Source organism: Cryobacterium sp. M25 (assembly GCF_002929635.1).
GTDB lineage: Bacteria > Actinomycetota > Actinomycetes > Actinomycetales > Microbacteriaceae > Cryobacterium > Cryobacterium sandaracinum.
Map to the genome: position 1 here is coordinate 1 of NZ_PJJU01000051.1, position 21,751 is coordinate 21,751.

The window sequence follows — 21,751 nt, forward strand, 5'->3', positions numbered from 1 at the left end:
CAACTGAGTTGCCGCGGTTTTCGAGGTTTGCGTGGCCAGCCACGCGACGTGTGAATCGAAGTGGCGGGTGTGGCCGGCCTGGTGCCTGGCCCATGGCACCGCAGCCACGATCACACCGTGCTCCCGGCACGACACCCGCGGGGCATCCGCCTCCAAAAAGACCCGGGTCGAGCCGAAATCCAATCCCCGCCACCGGCGGCGGCCTGCACCTTCGTCGTAGCGCGGGCAGCGCTTCTGGCAGCTCCCGCACCGGTTCCGCATCGACCTGGTCAGTCGCACCGACGCAACAAAAACGCCCGCTACCAGGTCGAGATCAACGTCCTCGACCACTGTCTTGTCGACACCGAGCAAAGTCCGCCATATTGTTAGAGACCGCACGCCGTTTTCCCGCCTATAAAGTTTCTTTCCTTTGACAGTCAGAAACNCGAAATGGCCGGTTTCGGGTTCAAAACCTGGTTCTGGAGCAAAATCTCCGTCGAATTCGCATGGCGAACCGGGCCGACCACGCACCGGCACGGGACGGGGTCAGGCGAGCGCGACGGGGAGGGAGACGCGGAAGCACGTGAAACCGGGGCGGCTCTCGACCTCGATCTCGCCCTGGTGCGCGGCCACGACCGCGTGGGCGATGGCCAGGCCGAGGCCCGTGCTGCCCGTTCCCCGGTAGCGCGTGCTGTCGCCGCGGGCGAAACGCTCGAACAGTGTGGCCCGGAGGTTCTCGGGGATGCCGGGGCCGTCATCCGTCACTGTCACGATGACGCGGTCGTTCTGGCGAGCGAGGGCCACGTCGACCGTGGTCTCGGGGGGCGTGTGGATACGCGCGTTGGCGAGCAGGTTGGCGAACACCTGGTGCAGCCGCGCGGCATCACCGACGATTTCCACCGGCTCGTCGGGCAGCTCCAGGCCCAGCACCCGTCCCGGGCCGGCGGCGTGGGCGTCGCTGACGACGTCCACGATCAGGCTGGTCAGGTCGACCGGTCCGCTGACCAGCTCCCGGCCTTCGTCGAGACGGGCGAGGAGCAGCAGGTCTTCGACCAGGCCGGTCATCCGCACCGATTCCGACTCGATCCGCCCCAGGGAATGCAGCGCGTCCGGCGGCAGTTCCTGGTCGGAGCGGCGGGTGAGTTCGGCGTAGCCGCGGATCGACGCCAGCGGCGTGCGCAGCTCGTGGCTGGCGTCGGCGACGAACTGGCGCACCTTGCGCTCACTGGCCTGACGTGTTTCGAGCGCCACGTCCACGTGGTCGAGCATGCGGTTCAGCGCCGATCCCACCCGGCCGACCTCGGTGCGGGGGTCGGTGTCGGCGGCCGGTACCCGGTCGACGAGCGAGACCTCCCCACGGTCCAGGGGGAGCTCGGACACCCGCGCCGCCGTCTCGGTCACGCGCACCAACGGGCGCAGGGCGAGCCGCACGATCCAGGTGGCCAGAATCACGACGATGAGGATGCCGACCAGGGAGACCACCGCAATGATGATGCCCAGCTGGGTGACCGTGTTCTGCACCCCGGAGAGCGGCAGGCCCACCAGGTAGAGGGTGCCGTTGCGGGTTGTGTCGGCCCTGACCCGGTAGCTGCCGGTGTCTTCGCCGAGGTGCACCGTCACCGCGGTCGATTCCCGCATCTGTTCGGCCAGCAACTGCACCTGCTCACCGGTCAGCTTGGCGATCTCCCCGCTCTCCTCCTCCGTGTAGCCGGCCGTGACGGTCGAGCCGTCGTAGACCAGGGCCAGCGTTCCGGGCTGCTGGGCCGGACCGGACAGAATCATCTGCGCCGTCGGTGTGAAGAATGCCCCGTTGCCGCCCTCGTCGTCCGCATCCCGGCGCACGTCGATCACGGCGCCTGACCGGTCCGACGCGCTTTGCAGCTGCTGGTCGAGGCCGTCGATCAGGGAGGCACGGAGAATGGCGACGCTGACCATCCCGATACCGATGCTGATCAGGGCGAGGAGGCCGACGACGGCGAGCACCAGCCGCCGACGCAGGGTCCACGGCGCGCGTGGCCGGCGAGCGCCCGGCTCGCGGGGAGAATTCGGGGTCACGAAGCGGTCTTCAACATATAGCCGGCGCCGCGCACCGTGTGGATCATCGGCACGCGGCCGGCGTCGACCTTCTTGCGCAGATAGGAGATGTAGATCTCGACGACGGAGGACTTGCCGCCGAAGTCATAGCTCCACACCCGGTCGAGGATCTGGGCCTTGCTGAGCACCCGCCGGGGGTTGCGCATCAGGAAGCGCAACAGTTCGAATTCGGTGGCGGTCAGCTCGATCGCGTCTCCCCCGCGGAACACCTCGTAGCTGTCCTCGTCGAGGGTGAGGTCGCCGACCGAAATGCGGGGATCCAGGGAGTCGGCCATGGTGAGGGTGGACCGGCGGATGAGCCCGCGGAGCCGGGCGACGACCTCTTCAAGGCTGAACGGTTTGGTGACGTAGTCGTCGCCGCCAGCCGTCAGCCCCTTGAGCCGGGCGTCGAGGGAGTCCTTGGCCGTGAGGAAGAGCACGGGCGTCTCGTGGCCGTCCGACCGCACGCGTTGCAACACCTGCAGGCCGTCGATGTCGGGCAGCATGATGTCGAGCACGATCGCATCCGGCCGGAATTCGCGGGCGATCGTGAGCGCCTGACGCCCCCCGCCGGCCGTGCGCACCTCCCAGCCCTCATAGCGCAGCGCCATCTGGAGCAGATCGGTCAGCGTGGGTTCGTCGTCGACCACGAGCACCCGGATGGCGCTGCCGTCCGCCCTGGTCAGGCGCGGTGCGCGGACCGCTCGCTCGTTCTCGCTAGTGCTCATGATTACCAGTATCCGAGTGTTGGCTATGAATCGGCTATGCGCAGTCTTGGTCTCTGCTGTGACGCGAAACCGTCATCCGTCCGCCGTCGCCCCGCAGCCATAGCGCGACGGCTGATGCCGCCCGGCGTGGGCAGGCCCGGCGAACAGGCACAATGGAACAGTGACGAACCAGCTGCTCTCCCTGTTCGATGAGGAGGTGCATCCGTCGCCCGTCGACGCCCGGCCGGTGGCGCCCCTGGTCGCCGCGGCGCACCTCCGGCGCATCGTTGCCGATTCCACCGACCGGGTGACCTGGCTGCGGGCCCGCGCCCAGGGGATCACGGCCACGGATGTCGCCAAGCTCGCCACCCCGAAATCGCTGCAGACCGCCGTCTACGACAAGCTCAACGGCAGCAGCTTCAACGGCAACAGCTTCACGGACCACGGGCGCGCCCGGGAGCCCGAGATCGCGGCCTGGGTGCTCGGCCGCTACGGCATCGAGCCCAGCACGGCCCTGTTCCACGCGGCCCACCACCGGCGGCACCTGGCCACCCCCGACGGCGTCGGCACCGGTTCAGGCCAGGGTGCCGGCGGCCTTGAACTGGCCGAGATCAAGACGACGAGCAAGGCCTGGCGCAGCATCCCGCGCTCGTACCTGCGTCAGGTGTGGTGGCAGCAGTACGTGCTCGGCGCCGAACGCACCCTGCTCGTCTGGGAACAGCACCAGGACTTCGTCCCCGTGAATGCCGAGCCCGAGTGCCGGTGGATCGACCGTGACGAAGACCAGATCGCGATCCTGGTGGGGTACGCCAACAACCTGATCGCCTTGCTCAACCAGCAGACCACCTCGGGTCCACCGCCCGCGCAGGCCTGACCGGTCGTCCACGGGTCGTCCACCGGTGTCGCAGCGCGCGGATGCCCGCGGGAAAGCCGCTTGCCGGGTGACGCAGGCGGCTTTCCCCTCGGCGTCACGCCACTACTGATCGAGCAAGTTCGCGCCGCTTCGGGTGCGGTACGACTTTTTCAGATGAGCCGGGCGGAGTGCTGAGTACTGGCTCGGTGGGGGGATGAACCGAACCCAAGAGAGACCGGATGCGGGAAACCAGGGACTCTTCCACACACCGGGGTCGGTCCCCCTTTATGTGGACAGACTATGCGCCTGGCCCCCCTTCCAGCCAGACCTCGCCGCCACCAGATTCGGCCTCTTGCACCCCCAATTCGAGGCACACCGGGATGTGCCGGTTTGTCCCGGTTGTGCCCCGGCGACGCGCAACCCACGAGAGAATGGGCAGATGGGAAACGCCACGAATCACTCACCGACCATGCGCGCCCTCGTGATCGACCGCCCCGGCCCGGCCGACGAGCTGCACCTGGCCGAGGTGGACGCCCCGATCGCGATTTTCGATGAACTCCTGGTGCGGGTCGTCGCCGCCGGAGTCAACCCGATCGATGCCAAAACCAGGGCCGGCGGCGGCGTCACGAAGGCCATCCCCGCCTACCCGGCCGTGCTCGGACTCGATTTCAGCGGCGTCGTGGTCAGCGCGCCCTACGAGGCGTTCCCGCTGCAGCCCGGCGACGCGGTCTTCGGCATCGCCCGCGTGCCCCGCACCCCCGGCAGCTACGCCGAGCTGGTGACCGTCTCCAGCCTGAACGTCACCCGCAAGCCCGTGCGACTCAGCCACGTCGAGGCGGCCGCCGTACCGGTGGCGGCACTCACCGCGTGGGGCATGGTCGTGGACCTGGCCGCGGCGGCTCCCGGGCAACGGATGCTCATCCACGCCGGCAGCGGTGGGGTCGGCCATTTCGCCGTTCAGTTTGCCAAGGCCTTCGGCGCCCACGTGACCGCGACCGGGTCGACCCGCAATCTTGATTTCCTACGAGAGCTCGGCGCCGACGCCGTCATCGACCACACCCAGACCCGGTTCGACGAGGTGCTCTCCGGGCTGGACGCGGTGATCGACCTGGTCGGTAATGTTCACGACAACACCGGCACTCGGTCGCTCGGCGTGCTGCGCCCCGGCGGAATCCTGGTGAACGCGCCGACCGGAAGCTGGCCGACCATGGCGGAGGAGGCCGCGGCCGCGGGCATCCGTGCCACCGGATTCAAGGTGGCGCCCTCCGGGCACACCCTCGACGTCATCACCGAACTCATCGACGACGGCGCCGTGCGGGTGCACGTGGACCGGGTGTTCCCCCTCGCAGACGGCGCGGCGGCGCACCGCCTGATCGAGGAGGGACACACACGCGGCAAGATCGTGCTGCGGGTGACGGATGACCCGACCGGCTCCTCTGCGGACTCCGCCTCTGCCTCGACCTCGACCTCTGCCTCTGCCTCTGCCTGGACCGCTGCCGGCTCCGACTCTGCCGGGCCTCGCTCGTGAGCGGCGACGGCCCGTCCCTCGTCTGGTTCCGCGACGACCTGCGCCTCGCGGACAACCCGGCCCTGCAGGCCGCGCTCGAACGCGGCAAGCCGATCGTGGCCGTGTACGTGCTGGACGAGGAGTCCCCTGCGGTCCGGCCGCTCGGTGGCGCGGCCCGGTGGTGGCTTCACGGGAGCGTGACAGCGCTGGCCGACTCGCTGGAACGCCTGGGCGGCCGGTTGACGTTGCGCCGGGGGCCGGCCGAGGACATGATCATGGCGCTCGCGGCATCCGTCGGCGCCGACGCCGTATTCTGGAACCGTCGCTACGGCGCCGCCGAGCGCGAGGTGGACACCCGGATCAAGTCGGGCCTCACCGCGGCCGGAACGGAGGCCCGCAGCTTTGCCGGAGCGCTCCTGTTCGAGCCGTGGACGATCCAGACCGGCCAGGGGGGCACCTACTCGGTGTTCACCCCCTTCTGGCGGGCGTGCACGGCCGGCCCACCGCCGCGCGCACCCTACCCCGCACCCGAGTCGATCCCCGGCTTCCCCGGAGAGATCCCCTCCGACGCGCTCGACGACTGGGGCCTCCTGCCGACCCGGCCCGACTGGGCGGCCGGACTGCGGGGCGCCTGGCAGCCCGGCGAGGACTCCGCCCACCGCCTGCTCGAGACCTTCTTGAGCGAGTCCCTCACCCGGTACGGCGACGAGCGCGACGAGCCGGCCCAGGCGGTCACCTCGCGTCTGTCGCCGCACCTGCGCTGGGGCGAGATCAGTCCATTCCAGATCTGGCATGCAACCGAGCGGGCCCGGATCGGCCTCACCGGGCCCGCCCAGGCCAGTGCGACCCGATTCCTCACCGAGATCGGCTGGCGGGAGTTCAGCTACCACGTGCTGTTCACCAACCCCACCCTCGCCACCGTCAACCTGCGGCCCGAATTCGACGCTTTCCCCTGGCCGAAACTTGACCAGCGCGTGCTCGAAGCCTGGCAGCGCGGCCGCACCGGGATCTCGCTCGTCGACGCCGGCATGCGCGAACTCTGGCGCACCGGCAGCATGCACAACCGAGTGCGCATGGTGACGGCATCATTCCTGATCAAGAACCTGCTGATCGACTGGCGGCTCGGAGAGCAGTGGTTCTGGGACACCCTCGTCGACGCCGACGCCGCGAGCAACCCGTTCGGCTGGCAGTGGGTGGCCGGGTCCGGCGCCGACGCCGCCCCCTTCTTCCGGGTCTTCAACCCGGAGCTGCAGGCGAAGAAGTTCGATCCAAACGCGGAGTACATCCGTCAGAACGTGCCGGAATACGGCACGGATGCCTACCCGGCCCCGATCGTCGACCTCGGCGAGACGAGACGGGCGGCCCTCGCCGCCTACGAACAGATCAAGGGGATGAAGGAGCAGTCGATCGCGGCCCGCGCGGCCGGGGCGGAGGGCACCGGTTAGAGCGCCCGCTCCAGCACGAAGTCGTCCTCGTACCGTTCGCCCACCAGGAAGCGCTTCTCGCCGACCGTGACGAACCCGTTCTTCTCGTAGAAGCGAATGGCCCGCGCGTTCTCCTGGTTCACGCCCAGCCAGCTGCCGGCCGCTCCCCGCGCCCGGGCGGCGTCCAGGGTCGCGTTTATCAAGGCCGCCGCCACCCCGCGGCCGTGCGTCTCGGCGCGCAGGTAGCACTTGCTCAGTTCCGCCGTGGGTCGGATCGTGGCCGCCGCCCGCGCATCGTCATCTGCCGGCTCGGCGAATACGAGCATCGTGTAGCCGAGCATGACCCCGGCCTCCCCGGCCACTTCGGCCACCTCGGCCACTTCGGCATCCACGTCCTCCTCGGCCACTTCGGCCACGAGAATCAGCCGGTCCGGGTCGGCCAGGTAGGCGTCGAAGTTGCCCTCCGCGAGCACGTCACGCAGGAACGCGGCGATGGCCTCGGCCGAGGTGTGTGGCGGGCAGGCGAGCGCGAAGGTGGCGACGGCCAGCTCGGCCAGCGCCGCGGCATCCGTCGCCGTCGCCGTGCGAATCTCGATCACTGATCCAGCTTATCGACGCCCCCACCAGCCCACCACTGCACGCGAGAGCGCGCACGATGCCCCATCAGTAGTGCTGAACGGGCTGAGTGCGCGCTTTCGCGGCCAGGGGCTACAGGTAACGGGCGTACGCTCCCACGGTCAGAAACGTCGGGAACTCGGGCTCGAGCGCGCATGCCCGGAACACCTCGAGTGCGTCGTCGAACCGGTCTCCGGGCGTGCGCTCGAGTGCCTCGTACACGTCGACGAGCTGTTCCTCGACCCAGGTTCCGTCGATCCGGATGCCCTCGGCGGTGATCGAGCCCAGGTGGATCCACTGCCAGATCTGTGAGCGGGAGATTTCCGCGGTCGCGGCGTCCTCCATCAGGTTGTCGATGGCCGCCGCGCCGACGCCGCGCAGCCAGGACTCGATGTAGCGCAACCCGATCGTGAGGTTGTCGTGAACGCCGGCCTCGGTGATCTGCCCGCCGACGGACTCCACGTCGAGCAGCTGGGCGGCCGTGACGCTCACCTCGGCGCGGGTGCGGTGCAGCTGGTTCGGCTGGTCGCCGAGCACGCGGTCGAACTCGGCCTGGGCCGTCGGGATGAGGCCCGGGTGCGCCACCCAGGTGCCGTCGAAGCCGTCGGTGGCCTCGCGCTTCTTATCGGCGGCCACCGCCTCGAGGGCACGCCGGGTCACCTCCGGGTCGCGCCGGTTCGGGATGAACGCGCTCATTCCGCCGACGGCATACGCACCGCGCCGGTGGCAGGTCGACACCAGCAGCTCGGTGTAGGCGCGCATGAAGGGCACGGTCATCGTGATCTGCTTGCGGTCGGGGAAGACGAACCGGCTCCCGCGGGTGCGGAACGTCTTGATGATGCTGAAGATGTAGTCCCAACGTCCGGCGTTCAGGCCTGCGCAATGGTCACGCAGCTCGTAGAGGATCTCCTCCATCTCGAAGGCGGCCTGGATCGTCTCGATCAGCACGGTGGCACGGATGGTGCCGTACTCGATGCCGAGGCGGTCCTCCGAGTGACTGAAGATATCGTCCCAGAGACGGGCCTCGACGTGGCTCTCGAGCTTCGGCAGGTAGAAGTACGGTCCGCTGCCGCCCTCGATCAGGTGCTGCGCGTTGTGGAAGAAGTACAGCCCGAAGTCGACGAGGCTGCCGGACGCGTTCGTCCGGCGGTTCGCGCGGTCGACGAACGTCAGGTTCTTCTCCACCAGCTGCCAGCCGCGCGGGCGCATCACGATGGTGGGCGTGGCGCCGGTGGCGTCGCCGGTGACGGCGTATTGCTTGCCCTCCGGGCTGGTGAAGCTCAGCTGACCGCGCACCTGGTCGAACAGGGTCAGCTGGCCCTCGACGACGTTCGCCCAGGTGGGGCTGGTGGCGTCTTCCTGGTCGGCCAGCCAGACCTTCGCGCCCGAGTTCAGCGCGTTGATGGCCATCTTGCGGTCGGTCGGCCCGGTGATCTCCACCCGGCGGTCCACCAGCCCGGGACCCGCGCCGGCAGCCGTCCAGGTGAGGTCACGACGGATGTGCGCGGTCTCGGTGAGGAATCCCGGGTCGCGCCCGTTGGAGGCATCCACGCGCTTGCGCAGTCGAGTCGCCAGCAAGTCCTGCCGCGTACCGGCGAACCGGTCATGCAGCTCGGCCAGGAATACCAGCGCCTCCGGCGTGAGGATCTCCTCGTAGCGCGGACCGAGATCGCCGGTGATCTCGAGGTGCGGTTCGATGGTGGCAAAACTGCCGGTGTTCGTGGTCAGACTGGCGGCCTGGACCTGGTCGGATGTCGCCAGGGGCGGGGTGTTCATGGGCTGAGCTCCTTCGGAAGTTGAACGGGGAGTGCTGCGTGACTGGCGCCGCCTGGGGAGAGCGCCATTGCTTGCCTGATTCCCACTGTGGACCAGGGGACCCGGTCACGCCGTCGCCGGCATAACAGAAGAACAGCATTTCTTCTGGCTACGAGAAGTTATCCCCGGAGTATGTGAGCATGGGGCATGGTCACCGTCGATCCCGCCTTCCGCTCCTCCCTGTCCGCGGCTCCTCCCGAGGAGGCAGGGCTCGATGCGCTCACCCTGGGGCGGCGCATCCGTGAACTGCGCACGAACCGGCGCATGACTCTTGACGCCCTTGCGGCCGCCATCGACCGGGCACCCTCTCAGGTGTCGATGATCGAGAACGGCAAGCGCGAGCCGCGCCTGTCGATGCTGCGCACCATCGCGACCGCGCTCGGCACCACGGTCGACGACCTGTTGAAAACGGATGCCCCGTCCGAGCGGGCGGCGCTGGAAATCGCCGTGGAGCGCGCTCAGCGGGGCCCCGTGTTCACCGCCCTCGGACTGCCGCATATCCGCGTTGGCCGGGGAACGAGCGACGAAACATTGCAGACACTGCTCAGCCTGCACAACGAGATCCTGCGCCTGCACCGGGAGCGGGCGGCGACCCCGGAAGAGGCCCGGCGAGCGAACGTGGAGCTGCGAGCCACCATGCGGGCCCGGGACAATTACTTCCCCGAGCTCGAGGCACAGGCGCAGCGCCTGCTCGCCGCGGTCGGCCACACCGGCGGGCCGGTTTCCCACCAGGTGGTGGCCGACATGGCGACCCATCTCGGCTACTCGCTGCACTACGTGGGCGACCTTCCGAACTCGACCCGCTCGGTGACGGACAAGCGCAACCGGCGCATCTACCTGCCCACCGAGCAGTCGGCGTCCCGCGACTCCCGCTCCCCCATTCTGCAAGCGTTCGCCACCCTGCTCTGCGAACACGAGGAGCCCGGAAACTATGCGGAATTTCTGTCTCAGCGAGTGGAGACCAACTATCTGACCGCGGCCATCCTGCTGCCCGAAAAAGACACCGTGAAACTCCTCACCGAGGCGAAGAACCTGCGACGTATCTCGATGGAGGATCTGCGGGACGCCTTCGCGGTGTCCTATGAGACGGCGGCGCACCGGTTCACGAACCTCGCCACCGCGCGGCTCGACATCCCGGTGCACTTCATGAAGGTGCACGAGTCCGGCACCATGATCAAGGCGTACGAAAACGATTCGGTGCGCTTCCCGAGCGACGCGCTCGGCGCGGTCGAGGGCTCGACGGTCTGCCGCAACTGGACCGCGCGCACCGTCTTCCACGTCGCCGACCGGTTCAGCCCCTGGTACCAGTACACCGACACCCCGAGCGGTACCTTCTGGTGCACCTCGCGCATCGAGAAGGCCAAAGAGGGCGACTACTCCGTCAGTGTGGGCGTGCCGTTCACGCACGTGAAGTGGTTCCGCGGCCGCGAAACCAACAACCGGGCCGTGTCCACCTGTCCCGACGAGTCGTGCTGCCGCCGCGCGCCCGAGGAGCTCTCGGAGCGCTGGTCCGGGCAGTCCTGGCCGGCCGCGCGCACGCCCACCAGCCTGCTCGCGGCCCTGCCCACGGGCACCTTTCCCGGCGTCGACCAGACCGAGGTGTTCCAGTTCCTGGAGTCGCACGCGCCGGTGAGATGAGAGCGGGGCGGGCGCATGGCCGACGGGGACCGCGCCTGAGATGATGAACGAGTAGCAGAGCCGCGCCGAACAAAGGACGATCCGTGGGCACGACCATTTTCGAGCGGGCCAGGCCCGCCGCATCCGTCATCGCGGGCGCCCTCGCCGACACCCGCTCCGCGCCGTTCTGGCTGGACGACGTGTCTCCGCAGACCGGCTACCCGACCCTCACGGCCGACCTCGACTGTGATCTCGCCATCGTCGGCGGCGGCTACCTCGGACTCTGGACCGCCGTGCTCGCTCAGCAGGAGAACCCGGGCGCTCGCGTGGTGCTGCTCGAGGCGCGCACGATCGGCTGGGCTGCGTCGGGCCGCAACGGCGGTTTCTGCGAGGCCAGCCTGACCCACGGCGAGGAGAACGGCCGACGCCGCTGGCGGACGGAGATCGACCGGCTCACCGAACTCGGCCTCAAGAACCTCGACGAGATCGAGCGGGCCGTCACCGAGCTCGGGCTGAACTGCGACTTCGAGCGCACCGGCGCCATCGACCTGGCCGTCGAGGAGCACCAGGTCGACTGGCTGCGCGAGGAACCGACCGGAACCGACAGCGTGTTCCTGGATGCCGCGGCCCTGCGCGCCGAGGTCGGCTCGCCCACGTACCTGGCCGGCATCTGGCACAAGCGAAGCAACGCGCTCGTGCACCCGGGTAAGCTGGCCACCGAGCTCGCCCGGGTCGCCACCGAACTCGGGGTCGAGATCTTCGAACACACCCCGGTGAAGAACCTGGACACGCAGGGACTCACGCCGGCGCAGGGCACCCGGCTCCGCACCGAGTCGGGTGTGGTGCGGGCGACGAAGACCGCGCTGGCGACCAACGTGTTCCCTTCGCTGCTGGCCCGCAACCGCCTGTCCACGGTGCCGGTCTACGATTACGTGCTGATGACCGAGCCGCTGTCGCCCGATCAGCTCACCGCCATCGGCTGGCAGAAGCGGCAGGGGCTGAGCGATCTGGCCAACCAGTTCCACTACTACCGGTTGAGCGCCGACAACCGCATTCTCTTCGGCGGCTACGACGCGATCTACCACTACGGAGCCCGGGTGCGGAGCGGCTACGAGAACCGGCCGGAAAGCTTCCAACGACTGGCCGGCCACTTCTTCACCACATTTCCGCAGCTGGCCGGGCTGCGCTTCAGCCACCAGTGGGCCGGCGCCATCGACACGTCGACCCAGTTCTGCGCGTTCTATGGCACGGCCCGCGGCGGACGGATCAGCTACGCCGCCGGGTTCACCGGCCTGGGCGTGGCCGCGACGCACTTCGCGGCGAAGGTCATGCTCGACCAACTGGCGGAGCGCAGGACCGAGCGAACGCAGCTGGAGATGGTGCGCGGGCGGCCACTCCCGTTCCCACCGGAGCCCCTCGCTTCGATGGGCATCCAGACCACGCGTTGGTCACTCGACCGCGCCGACCACAACCGAGGCCGCCGCAACATCATCCTGAAGACGCTCGACGCGCTGGGCCTCGGCTTCGACTCGTAGGGCTCGATAGCGCTCGGCGCGCTCGGGGCGCTCGGCGGCCCGAACGAATTCGACGGAGATTTTGCTCAAAACGGTTTAAACCACGCTGGGAAAGCGCTCCATCCTCAAAATCTCCGTCGAATTGGTTCGACGGGCGGGGTGGGTGAGCCGCGGCATCCGTGGGCCCGAGGCAACGGATGCCGCGGCGCGGCTCAGGCCTCCCGGGTGATCTCCATCGTGACGAAGAGGTCGTTCCGCCCGCGAGATGAACAAGGCCACCGACCGCGGAAACAGCCAGCCTCGTAGGCCCCCGACGGAGCGCCGGATGGTCGTCCCCGAAAGCCCGCTGGCCTCGGTCAACGACCGGGTTGGCCAGCAACCGTGCGGTCATGTCCCCCTGCTCCAGGCTGCGGCCCAGGTTGCAGAAGTGCCACGCCTCGTCGCGGCTGACGCCGGACTCGACCGTGGGCCGCTCCTCCTGCTCGATCACGCGGGGCACCGCGGCCAACGGGACGGGCCGTGAGCGAGGTGAGCTCGGGGAACACCTCATCCCCGGCGCGGGGCGCGCCCCGTCCAGCGCGTCCAGCTGCTCAGCCCGCAAGACTGTGGTCCGCCATAGCCCTCGACGAGGTCAACCATGCTGGGCTCGTAGCGGCCCGGTGTTGCCGGAATTTTTTCCCCACAAGACACCACGGTTGTATGCAACAGTGCCCCCCGATTCAGGGTTCAACTCAGAGGAATATGGCATACTGAGCACCGGGATCCGAGGAGATTGCATACAGTAAAACCCACTGGATCGAGTTCGGAACGGAGGGATGAGTCGTGAAGACCTTCCTCCCCTCCTGGCAATCCCCCGGCAAACCTCATTGCTCTCCCGCCCCGTCGGCCCCGGCGTCGGCCGACGATGAGCCCGTTCCCTCCGACGGATTCCGCGCCACGGCCCTGCTCGACGCGCGCGGTCTGCAGATTACCGAGAGCACCCAGACGGGTGCCCCGGTGCTGGCCACGGGCATCTCCCTCTCGGTGGCGCGGGGTGAGGTCATCGGACTGGTCGGTGTCACCGGTTCCGGGGCACGCGAGATCGCTCTGGCCATCGCGGGCCGGCTGCCCGAACCGGCGGTGGTCGCGGCCGGCTCCATCCTGATCGACGGCATCGAGCTCGTCGGGGCATCGCGGCGCGCCCTCAACCGGCTGCGCGACACGAAAATCTCTCTCATTTCCCCTGCCGCGCCGACGGGCCTGGCCCCGGACCAGGTCATCGGCCGCCAGCTCGCCCGAACCCTGCGCCGGACAGGGGGTCTGTTCCGAACGGATGCCGCCCGGCGTGCGTTGGAACTCCTCGAGAAGGTCGGGCTGCCGGATCCGCAGGCGACGTCGCTGGTGGTTCCGACCCAGCTCGAACCGACCGCGCTGCTCCAGGTGACGATCGCGGCCGCGCTCTCACAGCACCCGGACATCCTGATCCTGGACGAGCCGACGCGCGCCGTCGAGGCTGCGGGCGAGCCCTCCGCACTGGAGCTCTGCCGCGGGTTCCTCCAGGAGTTCGGACTGTCGATCATCGTGGTCTCCCGGAACCTCGGCCTGGCGGCCGCCACCTGCGACCGAGTGACGGTCGTGGAAGCGGGACGGGTCGTCGAGCAGGCTTCGGCGGCCGAGATCCTCGCTTCACCGCGGCATCCGCACACCCACAGTCTGCTCGAGGCGGCCCGCTCCGCGCGCGGCTGACCGGTTCCGGTTAGGCCGGTTCCGTCCCCGATCCGGACCGACCTGGCGACACCGCGTTGCGCGCTGCGAGGATGTGCGAGCGCATGGCGACCTCGGCCCAGAGTGCGTCTCCCGACCATAGCGCCGTGAGGATGTCGCGGTGGTGGTGGTTGCTGCCGGCCCGGAAGGCGGCGGCGTCGCGGCGGAAGAGCGAGGCCATCATCGGGGCGCGGCCGACGGACGCGGCCAGGGCCATCAGCTGAGTGACGCCCGACGCGGCCACGATGATGCGGTGGAATTCGGCGTTGAGCACGCCCAGCCGGCCGATGCCCTCGGCGTCGGTTGCGCGCACGAACTCCTCCATGGCGTCAATCAGGATGGCCAGCCGGTCGAGGTCGGCCGGCTCGATCCGCGCCGCCGCGAGGCCCGCCGCCCTGCTTTCGAGAGCCGCGCGAAGAAAATACGTCTCGCAGATCTGCTCGGTGGTCCATTCCACGACCGTGGCGCCCCGGTTCGGCACGAACTCCACCAGGCCGGCCTCGTCGAGCCGGCGCAGCGCCTCGCGCACGGGGGTGCGGCTGACGCCGAGTTCCTGGGCCAGCGCCGTCTCCCGCAGCGTGGCCCTGGCGGGCAATTCCCCCGAGAGGATGCGCGCACGCAGGTTCGCGAACACGGTCTGTCCCCCCGTCACCCTCACTGTGCCCCTCCCCCATCGATCGGCCCGACGGCCAATCTGCTTGACACTATGTCACATCGCGGCCTCAGGAGAACGCGTTCAGGCCGGTCAGGGCCCGCCCGAGCACGAGCTGGTGGATTTCGTCGGTGCCCTCATAGGTGCGCACCGATTCCAGGTTCGCCAGGTGGCGCATCACCGGGAATTCGCTGGTAATGCCGTCGCCGCCGAGGATGACGCGGGCCTCGCGGGCGATCTGGATCGCCTCGCGCACGCTGTTGAGCTTGCCGATGCTGATCTGGGTGGGGGTCAGCGTGCCGCGCTCCTTGAGCCGACCGAGGTGCAGGGCCAGCAGCACCCCCTTCTCGTATTCCACGAGCATGTCGGCGAGCTTGGCCTGGATCAACTGGGTGGCCCCGATCGGTTTGCCGAACACCTCACGGGTCTTCGCGCGCAGGATGGCGGCGTCGAGGCAGCTGCGGGCGGCGCCCATGGCCCCCCAGACGATGCCGAAGCGCGCCTCGTTGAGGCAGCCGAACGGCCCGGACAGCCCAGCGGCGCCGGGCAGGATCGCATCGAATGGCACCTGCACGGCGTCCAGGTGCACATCGCACTGGATCGACGCACGCATCGAAAGCTTCTTGCCGATGGGGGTGGCGGTGAAACCGATACTGTCGGTCGGAACCAGGAAGCCGCGCACACCGGCATCCGTTTGGGCCCAGACGATCGCGACGTCGGCGATGCTGGCCAGGCCGATCCAGCGTTTGGCACCCTCGATCACCCAGCCGTCGGCGCCCCGGGTGGCGGTGGTCGCCATCGCGGCCGGGTCGCTGCCGCCGGTCGGTTCGGTCAACGCGAAGCAGCCCACGAGCTGGCCGGCGGCCATGCCCGGCAGCCAGCGCTGCTTCTGCTCCGCAGACCCATACTTGTGGATGGCCGACATCGCCAGCGAGCCCTGCACCGAGACGAAGGTGCGCCAGCCGCTGTCAGCGGCCTCCAGCTCGAGGCAGACCAGCCCGTAGCTCACCGCCCCCGCGCCGGCGCAGCCGTACCCGGTGAGGTGCATGCCGAGGAACCCGGCCGCCCCGAGTTCAGGGATCAGCTCGGCCCGGAAGTGCTTCTCCTCGAAGTCGTCCTCGATGGTCGGCAGGATGCGGTTGGTCGCGAAAGCGCGCGCCGCGCGCGCCCAGACGATCTCCTCCGGCTCGAGCAGGGCATCGAGGTCGAAGACGGTGTCGACCAGCGGGCTGGGCACAAGCGGGGTGGGGCGGCCTGCGGCGGTCACGAGAGTCCTTCGGGGGTCGGCGGAACACGAGCGAGATCTGTGGCTGGTACGGGGGCTCGCCCTGGGGCAGCGGTCGGGGACGGGGCGAGCCAGTCGGCGCCCTCGTGCTCGCCCAGCCGCGGCGGGAACAGGCGGTAGGCGGCCGGGCGGCCGGCGAGGTGGATGGGGTTGGCAACCTGGCGGCTGGTGCGGCCGGCCGCACCCAGTTCCACCACCGGGTCGAGCCCCAGCGCGGCGGCGAAGGCGAACGCCTCGTCGAGGGTGTTGACCTGGCCGGCCGGCACGCCGGCATCCGTCAGAACGCCCACCCAGTGCGCCGCGGGCTCGGGCCGGAGCCGGTCCTCAAGCAACTTTTTCAGGACCGTGCGGTGCCGCACCCGGTCGGCGTTACCGCGGAACCGGTCGTCGTCGGCCAGGGCGGGAGCCCCGAGCAGTCGCACCAGGGTGCGGAACTGGCGGTCGTTGCCCACCGCGATCACCAGCGGCCGGTCGGCGGCGTCGAACAGCTCGTACGGCGCGATGCTCGGGTGCGCATTGCCCATCCGGGTCGGTGACTGCCCGGTCGCGAGGGTGCCCGCGGCCTGGTTGGTCAGCGCGGAGAGCAGGGTGGTCAGCAGATCCACCTCCACCCGGTGGCCGGCGGTCCCGCTCGCGTCGGTCGCGTCACGCGCACGCAGGGCGAGTAGGATTCCGCTGACCGCGTTGAGCCCGGAGAGCACGTCCACGAGGGCCACCCCCACCTTGCTCGGCTCTTCGTCTGGGCGACCGGTGACGCTCATCAGCCCGCCGACAGCCTGTACGAGCAGGTCGTAGCCGGGCAGGCGGGCGCCGGCCCCCGCGCCGAAGCCCGTGATCGAGCAGTAGACCAGGCTCGGATTGACGGCCCGCAGCTGCTCGAAGCCCAGAGCAAACCGGTCCATCACGCCGGGCCGGAAGTTCTCCACCACGACGTCGGCGGTCTCGGCGAGTCGCCGGGCCACGGCCAGTCCCGCATCGGTGCCGAGGTCGCAGATGACGCTGCGCTTGTTGCGGTTCACCGACCCGAAGTAGGTGGAGTCCCCCTGCGCGTCGACCGGCGGCAGCCACTGCCGGGTGTCGTCGCCGGCCGGGCTCTCGATCTTGATCACGTCAGCGCCGAAGTCGGCCAGCATCATGGTGGCGTAGGGGCCGGCCAGTACCCGGGAGAAATCCGCGACCCGAAGGCCCGCCAACGGCTGCCCGGTTGCGTCCTGCGGCACGACCCACCTCTGTCCCCGTCGACTCGGACCACGGGACTCCGCCAGTGGCCGCTCTGACTCCGATCCTACCGGGCCGGTCGTGACCCCGAGGCAGGAACTGCGAACGGGAACTCTCGGTGAAAGTTGGATCCATCGGTTCCGTGCGTTTGCTCGCGCACAGCACTATGGTGAGCACATTCTCGCTCTCCGGCTCGATCGGAAAGGTTCCCATGTCATCACACGCGTCATCCCAGAGGAAAGGGCTCGGCGACGCCGAGCACCTCGAGGCCCTCGGCTACGAAGACACCTTCCATCGTTCGATGTCGCTCTGGGGCAATTTCGCCCTTGGCTTCACCTACCTCTCGCCACTCGTCGGCGTCTACTCGCTGTTCGCCCTGGCCCTGAGCACGGGCGGGCCACCCTCGATCTTCTGGCTGGTGATCGTGGGCACCGGCCAGCTGCTGGTGGCACTGGTCTTCGGCGAGGTGGTGTCCCAGTACCCGATCGCGGGCGGTATCTACCCGTGGACACGTCGTCTCTGGGGCAAGAGGTACGCATGGATGACCGCCTGGGTCTACGTCTGGGCGATGCTCGTCACAATCACCGCCGTCGCGGAATTCGGCAGCGGGTTCCTCGCCAGCCTGATCAACGCGCCCGTCACCAAAGAGGTCACGCTCGGGCTCTCGGTGCTCTTTCTCGTCGTGGCCTTCGCGTTCAACTTCTCCGGCACGAAGATGCTGGCCCGCGCGGCCCGGATCGGACTCGCTGCCGAATTGATCGGCGTGATCGGTCTCGGCCTCTACCTACTCCTTTTCCAGCGCAAGCAGGAGTTCAGCGTCTTCTTCGACACCCTGGGCGTCGAGGGTGACGGCAGTTACGCCGCCGCGTTCCTCGGGGCCGCGCTTGCCGGACTGTTCCTGTTCTACGGCTTCGAAGCCTGCGGCGACGTGGCCGAGGAGGTGCCCGACCCGGCCAGAGGTATCCCCCGGGCCATGATACTCACCATCCTGGTCGGCGGCGTCTCCGCCCTGTTCTCGTTCGGCGGGTACGTCCTGGCCGCACCGGACCTGCAGGCCGTGGTCGACGGGACAGACATCGACCCGATCCCCGCGATCCTGGACGCGACCCTCGGCACGGTCGGTGCCACGCTGTTCCTCATAGTGGCGATCACGGCCTTCCTGTCCTGCGTGCTCAGCCTGCAGGCCGCGGCCAGCCGCCTGATCTTCTCTTTCGCACGAGACGGGATGGTCCCCGGCAAGACCTGGCTGGGCCAGGTGTCCCCGCGCACGGCAGTGCCGGTCAACGCACTGATCGTCGCGTCCACGATCCCGCTGTTGCTCTGCGTTCTGATCTACCTGGGCGGCAGCACGATCCTGACCCAGATCACGGCCTTCGCGGTGCTCGGCATCTATGTCGCGTTCCAGGCCGTGGTTCTGGCCGCGCTCCGCCAGCGGTTCAAGGGGTGGCGTCCGGCCGGGCCGTTCAGCCTGGGACCTCTCGGGTTCATCGTGAACATCTTTGCCCTGGCCTACGGGATCTCCGCCATGATCCTGCTGGCGCGCCCGGGCACGACCGGGGTGTTCCTCGACGACTGGATCGTGCTGATCGGTTTGGCTGTAGTGATGGGCAGCGGCCTGCTCTACCTCTTCATCGCGAAGCCGCACACCACCTCGCACCAGCCGGAGGGCGACGCGATCGCGGTCGCCGCGATGCTTCGCGCGCACCCGCAGAACACCGATCGGGACGACCCCGCACGCAGAGACGCACGCCCCACGATGGCCAGCGAGTGAGCATCCGTTAACGAGGGAAGGGCCCAGTCTTTCGACGGGCCCTTCCTGGTGCAGCCGGGCTGCGGTGGAACTGACTAGATGCTGTTCACATCGAGAGCGATGCCGGGGCCGAACGTGGTCGAAACGGCACCCTTCATGATGTAGCGGCCCTTGGAGGAGCTGGGCTTGAGGCGAACGATCTCCTCGAGAGCGGCGCTGATATTCTCATTCAGCTGCTCGGCGGTGAAGGACACCTTGCCGACGACGAACTGCACGTTGGCGTGCTTGTCGACGCGGAACGCGATCTTTCCGCCCTTGATGTCGGACACGGCGCGCGCGACGTCAGGCGTCACGGTTCCGGTCTTCGGATTCGGCATGAGGCCGCGCGGGCCGAGAACCTTACCGAGACGACCGACCTTGCCCATGAGCTCCGGGGTCGAGACGGCGGAGTCGAACGAGGTGTAGCCGGCGGCCACCTTCTCGATGAGCTCGTCGCCACCGACCTCGTCGGCACCGGCCGCGATTGCCGCTTCGGCCGCGGGGCCCGTTGCGAAGACGATGACGCGGGCGGTGCGACCGGTGCCGTGAGGAAGAATCACGGTACCGCGAACCATCTGGTCAGCCTTGCGAGGGTCGACGCCGAGCTTGAGGGCGACCTCGACGGTCGAGTTGAAGTTCGAGGAGCCGGTCTCCCGGGCCAGGGTGACGGCCTCGGACGGGGTGTAGAGCTTGTCTGCGTCGATCTTCTCGGCCGCGGCCCGGTAGGCCTTTGACTTCTGTGCCATGTTGAATCTCCTGTAAAACGAAATTGAGAGTGTGGTGCGAGCCTGGCTGGCTCTTCCACGTACTGCTTGTGGCGGGATGCCTGGGGGAGGTGTTTAGGCCTCGACCGTGATGCCCATGGAGCGGGCGGTGCCGGCGATGATCTTCGACGCTGCGTCGAGGTCGTTCGCGTTGAGGTCAACCATCTTGGCCTCGGCGATCTCGCGGACCTGGGCCTGGGTGAGCTTCGCAACCTTGACGGTGTGCGGGGTTCCACTGCCCTTGGCGACGCCGGCCGCCTTCTTGATGAGCTCCGCCGCCGGCGGGGTCTTCAGGATGAAAGTGAATGAACGGTCGTCGTAGACGGTGATTTCCACCGGGATGACGTTGCCGCGCTGGGATTCCGTCTGAGCGTTGTACGCCTTGCAGAATTCCATGATGTTGACGCCGTGCTGACCCAGCGCCGGCCCGATGGGCGGTGCGGGGTTGGCGGCGCCGGCCTTGATCTGAAGCTTGATCAGACCGGTTACCTTCTTCTTCGGTGCCATTATTCTTCCTTACTTTGTAATGACGAGCAGCCAGGGGCCGCTCTCCCGGTGGCCCGGACGGGCCCCGGTGAACTTGAATCCGTGGGGAGGGTGTTCAGACCCTTTAGAGCTTGGTGACCTGGTCGAAGCTGAGCTCGACCGGGGTTTCGCGCTCGAAGAGGGAAACCAGCACGATGAGCTTGCCGCTTTCCGCCTTGATCTCGCTGATCGATCCGGGCAGGCCCGCGAACGAGCCTTCCTTGATCGTGATCGTCTCGCCGATCTCGTAGTCGATCTCGGCAGGGAGGGCGCGGGTCGGGACCTTGCCGCCGTGTCCGCCGGTCTTGGCGGTGGGGACGTCCTGGATCTCGACGAGGCTCTTCAGCATGCCGAAGGCTTCCTCAAAGCGAAGCGGCGTGGGGTTGTGCGCGTTGCCGACGAATCCGGTGACGCCGGGCGTGTGACGCACCACGGACCAGCTGTCTTCGTTGAGGTCCATGCGAACGAGCACGTAGCCGGGGATGCGCACGCGGGTGACCATCTTGCGCTGGCCGTTCTTGATCTCGACGACGTCTTCCATCGGAACCTCGACCTGGTAGATGAAATCTTCCATGGCCATCGACTGCTTGCGGTTCTCGATGTTCGACTTCACGCGGCGTTCGAAGCCGGCATAGGAATGAATGACGAACCACTTGCCGGGCTGGAAGCGCAGTTCCTTACGGAATTCTTCGTAGGGGTCTTCGGGGGTCTCGTCCTCGGCGGTCTCGGCATCGACATCCGTTGCCTCTTCAGCCTCGACTGCCACTTCGTCTTCGTCTTCCACGGCCTCGACGGCGGCCTCGGCCTCGACGGCGGAATCGATGTCGAGGGCCTCGTCGACGAGATCGTCGGCGTCGGGGTCAACGGGCTCGGCCAACGCGTCGAGCGCGGCGTCGAGGTTGACTTCGACGCCCATGCTCGGGTCGAACACGTGCACGGCGACCTGCTCGGCAGCCTCTACGGAGTCTTCTTCAGCGGCGAGGGTGTTGCCGTCCTGCGCCTCGTCCTCGGTGGAGGACTGCTCGGCGGCGGTGGCCCAGTCGACATCGTCGTGATTCGTGTCAGTCACTAAATTTCAATCCTTTTCTATTGCATGGGCACGAAACCGTGACCCAAACAGCGTTTGCCCTGAATTCTGCAGTGACTCTTCTTCACTGATGCGTGGCTGCGGCCGCTGGGTGCGGATGCGGCACCGGAAACTGTCTACCCGCCCGGCGTTCCGAACACGTACGTGACGGCGAGCGCGAACACCCAGTCGAAGGCGGAAACGATGGCCATCATGATGACAACGAATACCAGCACCACACCCGTGTAGCTGAGGAGTTCTTTGCGGGTGGGGGTGACGACCTTGCGGAGCTCCGCCATGACCTGCTTGATGAACAGGGACATCCGAGCGAAAGGACCGCGCTTGGAATCGAGCGCGAGTTTCGCGTTTGCGACGATTTCCTCACTGGGTTCGTCGACAACTTTTCGGGCCACCTGATTACACCTTTCATGTGCCGACGGAATGCCACCGACTTGCAGGGCGGACAGGACTCGAACCTGCAACCTGCGGTTTTGGAGACCGCTGCTCTACCAATTGAGCCACCACCCTATGGAACGAAATTCAGACTACCTCGATACACTCGGACCCCGGAATGAACCGACAAGCGGGCGCAAAGAAGCATGGCA

Annotated in this window: 21 protein-coding genes and 1 tRNA gene; 8 read left to right on the forward strand and 14 right to left on the reverse strand. The window is 68.1% G+C overall.

All coding sequences use genetic code 11. The annotated features are described in order from the left end of the window. From CXY81_RS08120 to CXY81_RS08130, 3 genes are all read right to left on the reverse strand, one after another. Positions 1 to 378: transposase family protein (locus CXY81_RS08120; protein ID WP_233194074.1), on the reverse strand; the 378-nt coding region annotated here is incomplete at its 3' end. Positions 379 to 525: 147 nt separating this feature from the next. Continuing rightward, on the reverse strand, positions 526 to 2,034 hold the full coding sequence (locus CXY81_RS08125; RefSeq protein ID WP_104194555.1) for a cell wall metabolism sensor histidine kinase WalK: 1,509 nt from the start codon (positions 2,032 to 2,034) through the stop codon (positions 526 to 528). Further along, positions 2,031 to 2,780 carry a response regulator transcription factor gene (locus CXY81_RS08130; protein WP_104194556.1) on the reverse strand — a complete coding sequence of 250 codons (750 nt, stop codon included), beginning with the start codon at positions 2,778 to 2,780 and terminating at the stop codon, positions 2,031 to 2,033. The genes CXY81_RS08125 and CXY81_RS08130 overlap by 4 nt, the downstream gene beginning before the upstream one ends. A gap of 196 nt (positions 2,781 to 2,976) precedes the next feature. Between CXY81_RS08130 and CXY81_RS08135 the strand changes: the two genes are divergently transcribed. The 3 genes from CXY81_RS08135 (at position 2,977) to CXY81_RS08145 (ending at position 6,564) form a co-directional block, all read left to right on the forward strand. After that, positions 2,977 to 3,633 carry a YqaJ viral recombinase family protein gene (locus tag CXY81_RS08135; RefSeq protein ID WP_369827964.1) on the forward strand — a complete coding sequence of 219 codons (657 nt, stop codon included), beginning with the start codon at positions 2,977 to 2,979 and terminating at the stop codon, positions 3,631 to 3,633. 418 nt (positions 3,634 to 4,051) lie between these two features. Beyond that, entirely contained in the window at positions 4,052 to 5,140 is a 1,089-nt protein-coding gene (locus tag CXY81_RS08140; protein WP_233194066.1) for an NADP-dependent oxidoreductase, read from the forward strand. Beyond that, entirely contained in the window at positions 5,137 to 6,564 is a 1,428-nt protein-coding gene (locus tag CXY81_RS08145) for a deoxyribodipyrimidine photo-lyase (protein WP_104170394.1), read from the forward strand. The genes CXY81_RS08140 and CXY81_RS08145 overlap by 4 nt, the downstream gene beginning before the upstream one ends. Here the strand turns inward: CXY81_RS08145 and CXY81_RS08150 are convergent. Together CXY81_RS08150 and aceB are read right to left on the reverse strand one after the other, a co-directional pair. After that, a complete protein-coding gene (locus CXY81_RS08150; RefSeq protein ID WP_104194557.1) occupies positions 6,561 to 7,142 on the reverse strand; it encodes an N-acetyltransferase in 582 nt (193 codons plus the stop codon). The two genes, CXY81_RS08145 and CXY81_RS08150, sit on opposite strands and share 4 nt — an antisense overlap. 109 nt (positions 7,143 to 7,251) lie before the next feature. Further along, positions 7,252 to 8,934, reverse strand: coding sequence for a malate synthase A (gene aceB, locus CXY81_RS08155; protein ID WP_104194558.1), 1,683 nt, complete (start codon positions 8,932 to 8,934; stop codon positions 7,252 to 7,254). A gap of 186 nt (positions 8,935 to 9,120) precedes the next feature. Between aceB and CXY81_RS08160 the strand changes: the two genes are divergently transcribed. Both CXY81_RS08160 and CXY81_RS08165 read left to right on the forward strand, forming a co-directional pair. Beyond that, positions 9,121 to 10,611, forward strand: coding sequence for a helix-turn-helix transcriptional regulator (locus CXY81_RS08160; protein WP_104170391.1), 1,491 nt, complete (start codon positions 9,121 to 9,123; stop codon positions 10,609 to 10,611). 83 nt (positions 10,612 to 10,694) lie between these two features. Continuing rightward, a complete protein-coding gene (locus CXY81_RS08165) occupies positions 10,695 to 12,125 on the forward strand; it encodes an FAD-binding oxidoreductase (RefSeq protein WP_104194559.1) in 1,431 nt (476 codons plus the stop codon). On the opposite strand, the gene CXY81_RS17475 is transcribed toward CXY81_RS08165, so the two are convergent. Continuing rightward, on the reverse strand, positions 12,079 to 12,522 hold the full coding sequence (locus CXY81_RS17475; RefSeq protein ID WP_369828364.1) for a hypothetical protein: 444 nt from the start codon (positions 12,520 to 12,522) through the stop codon (positions 12,079 to 12,081). The genes CXY81_RS08165 and CXY81_RS17475 overlap by 47 nt on opposite strands. On the opposite strand from CXY81_RS17475, the gene CXY81_RS16975 reads away from it, so the two are divergent. Both CXY81_RS16975 and CXY81_RS08170 read left to right on the forward strand, forming a co-directional pair. Next, a complete protein-coding gene (locus tag CXY81_RS16975; protein WP_233194067.1) occupies positions 12,430 to 12,627 on the forward strand; it encodes a hypothetical protein in 198 nt (65 codons plus the stop codon). The two genes, CXY81_RS17475 and CXY81_RS16975, sit on opposite strands and share 93 nt — an antisense overlap. A 299-nt stretch (positions 12,628 to 12,926) precedes the next feature. After that, positions 12,927 to 13,829 carry an ATP-binding cassette domain-containing protein gene (locus tag CXY81_RS08170; RefSeq protein ID WP_104194560.1) on the forward strand — a complete coding sequence of 301 codons (903 nt, stop codon included), beginning with the start codon at positions 12,927 to 12,929 and terminating at the stop codon, positions 13,827 to 13,829. A 10-nt stretch (positions 13,830 to 13,839) separates the two neighbouring features. On the opposite strand, the gene CXY81_RS08175 is transcribed toward CXY81_RS08170, so the two are convergent. The 3 genes from CXY81_RS08175 to CXY81_RS08185 form a co-directional block, all read right to left on the reverse strand. Next, on the reverse strand, positions 13,840 to 14,499 hold the full coding sequence (locus CXY81_RS08175; protein WP_134542935.1) for a GntR family transcriptional regulator: 660 nt from the start codon (positions 14,497 to 14,499) through the stop codon (positions 13,840 to 13,842). A gap of 70 nt (positions 14,500 to 14,569) precedes the next feature. Further along, positions 14,570 to 15,724, reverse strand: a complete 1,155-nt coding sequence (locus CXY81_RS08180; RefSeq protein ID WP_104194614.1) for an acyl-CoA dehydrogenase family protein — start codon at positions 15,722 to 15,724, stop codon at positions 14,570 to 14,572. 38 nt (positions 15,725 to 15,762) lie between these two features. After that, positions 15,763 to 17,004: a CaiB/BaiF CoA-transferase family protein gene (locus CXY81_RS08185; RefSeq protein WP_199183024.1), complete on the reverse strand. Its 1,242-nt coding sequence runs from the start codon at positions 17,002 to 17,004 to the stop codon at positions 15,763 to 15,765. A 209-nt stretch (positions 17,005 to 17,213) separates the two neighbouring features. On the opposite strand from CXY81_RS08185, the gene CXY81_RS08190 reads away from it, so the two are divergent. Further along, positions 17,214 to 18,773 (forward strand): APC family permease, encoded by a 1,560-nt coding sequence (locus CXY81_RS08190; RefSeq protein WP_104170424.1) that lies wholly within the window; start codon positions 17,214 to 17,216, stop codon positions 18,771 to 18,773. Between the two features lie 74 nt (positions 18,774 to 18,847). On the opposite strand, the gene rplA is transcribed toward CXY81_RS08190, so the two are convergent. From rplA to CXY81_RS08215, 5 genes are all read right to left on the reverse strand, one after another. Further along, positions 18,848 to 19,537, reverse strand: coding sequence for a 50S ribosomal protein L1 (rplA, locus tag CXY81_RS08195; protein ID WP_104170387.1), 690 nt, complete (start codon positions 19,535 to 19,537; stop codon positions 18,848 to 18,850). 93 nt (positions 19,538 to 19,630) lie between these two features. Further along, positions 19,631 to 20,062 carry a 50S ribosomal protein L11 gene (gene rplK, locus CXY81_RS08200; protein ID WP_104100758.1) on the reverse strand — a complete coding sequence of 144 codons (432 nt, stop codon included), beginning with the start codon at positions 20,060 to 20,062 and terminating at the stop codon, positions 19,631 to 19,633. A 103-nt stretch (positions 20,063 to 20,165) separates the two neighbouring features. After that, positions 20,166 to 21,149 carry a transcription termination/antitermination protein NusG gene (gene nusG / locus CXY81_RS08205; RefSeq protein ID WP_104170386.1) on the reverse strand — a complete coding sequence of 328 codons (984 nt, stop codon included), beginning with the start codon at positions 21,147 to 21,149 and terminating at the stop codon, positions 20,166 to 20,168. 134 nt (positions 21,150 to 21,283) lie between these two features. Beyond that, entirely contained in the window at positions 21,284 to 21,559 is a 276-nt protein-coding gene (secE, locus tag CXY81_RS08210; RefSeq protein WP_104170385.1) for a preprotein translocase subunit SecE, read from the reverse strand. Positions 21,560 to 21,601: 42 nt separating this feature from the next. After that, a tRNA-Trp gene (locus CXY81_RS08215) sits at positions 21,602 to 21,674 on the reverse strand. Positions 21,675 to 21,751 lie beyond the last annotated feature (77 nt).

What these genes read in the sequence shown, in the direction of transcription:
- CXY81_RS08140 (WP_233194066.1), top strand. Translation starts at nt 4,052, where the DNA reads ATGGGAAACGCCACGAATCACTCACCGACCATGCGCGCCCTCGTGATC.
- CXY81_RS16975 (WP_233194067.1), top strand. Translation starts at nt 12,430, where the DNA reads ATGGTCGTCCCCGAAAGCCCGCTGGCCTCGGTCAACGACCGGGTTGGC.
- rplK (WP_104100758.1), bottom strand. Translation starts at nt 20,062, where the DNA reads ATGGCACCGAAGAAGAAGGTAACCGGTCTGATCAAGCTTCAGATCAAG.
- rplA (WP_104170387.1), bottom strand. Translation starts at nt 19,537, where the DNA reads ATGGCACAGAAGTCAAAGGCCTACCGGGCCGCGGCCGAGAAGATCGAC.
- CXY81_RS08190 (WP_104170424.1), top strand. Translation starts at nt 17,214, where the DNA reads ATGTCATCACACGCGTCATCCCAGAGGAAAGGGCTCGGCGACGCCGAG.
- CXY81_RS08130 (WP_104194556.1), bottom strand. Translation starts at nt 2,780, where the DNA reads ATGAGCACTAGCGAGAACGAGCGAGCGGTCCGCGCACCGCGCCTGACC.
- aceB (WP_104194558.1), bottom strand. Translation starts at nt 8,934, where the DNA reads ATGAACACCCCGCCCCTGGCGACATCCGACCAGGTCCAGGCCGCCAGT.
- CXY81_RS08160 (WP_104170391.1), top strand. Translation starts at nt 9,121, where the DNA reads ATGGTCACCGTCGATCCCGCCTTCCGCTCCTCCCTGTCCGCGGCTCCT.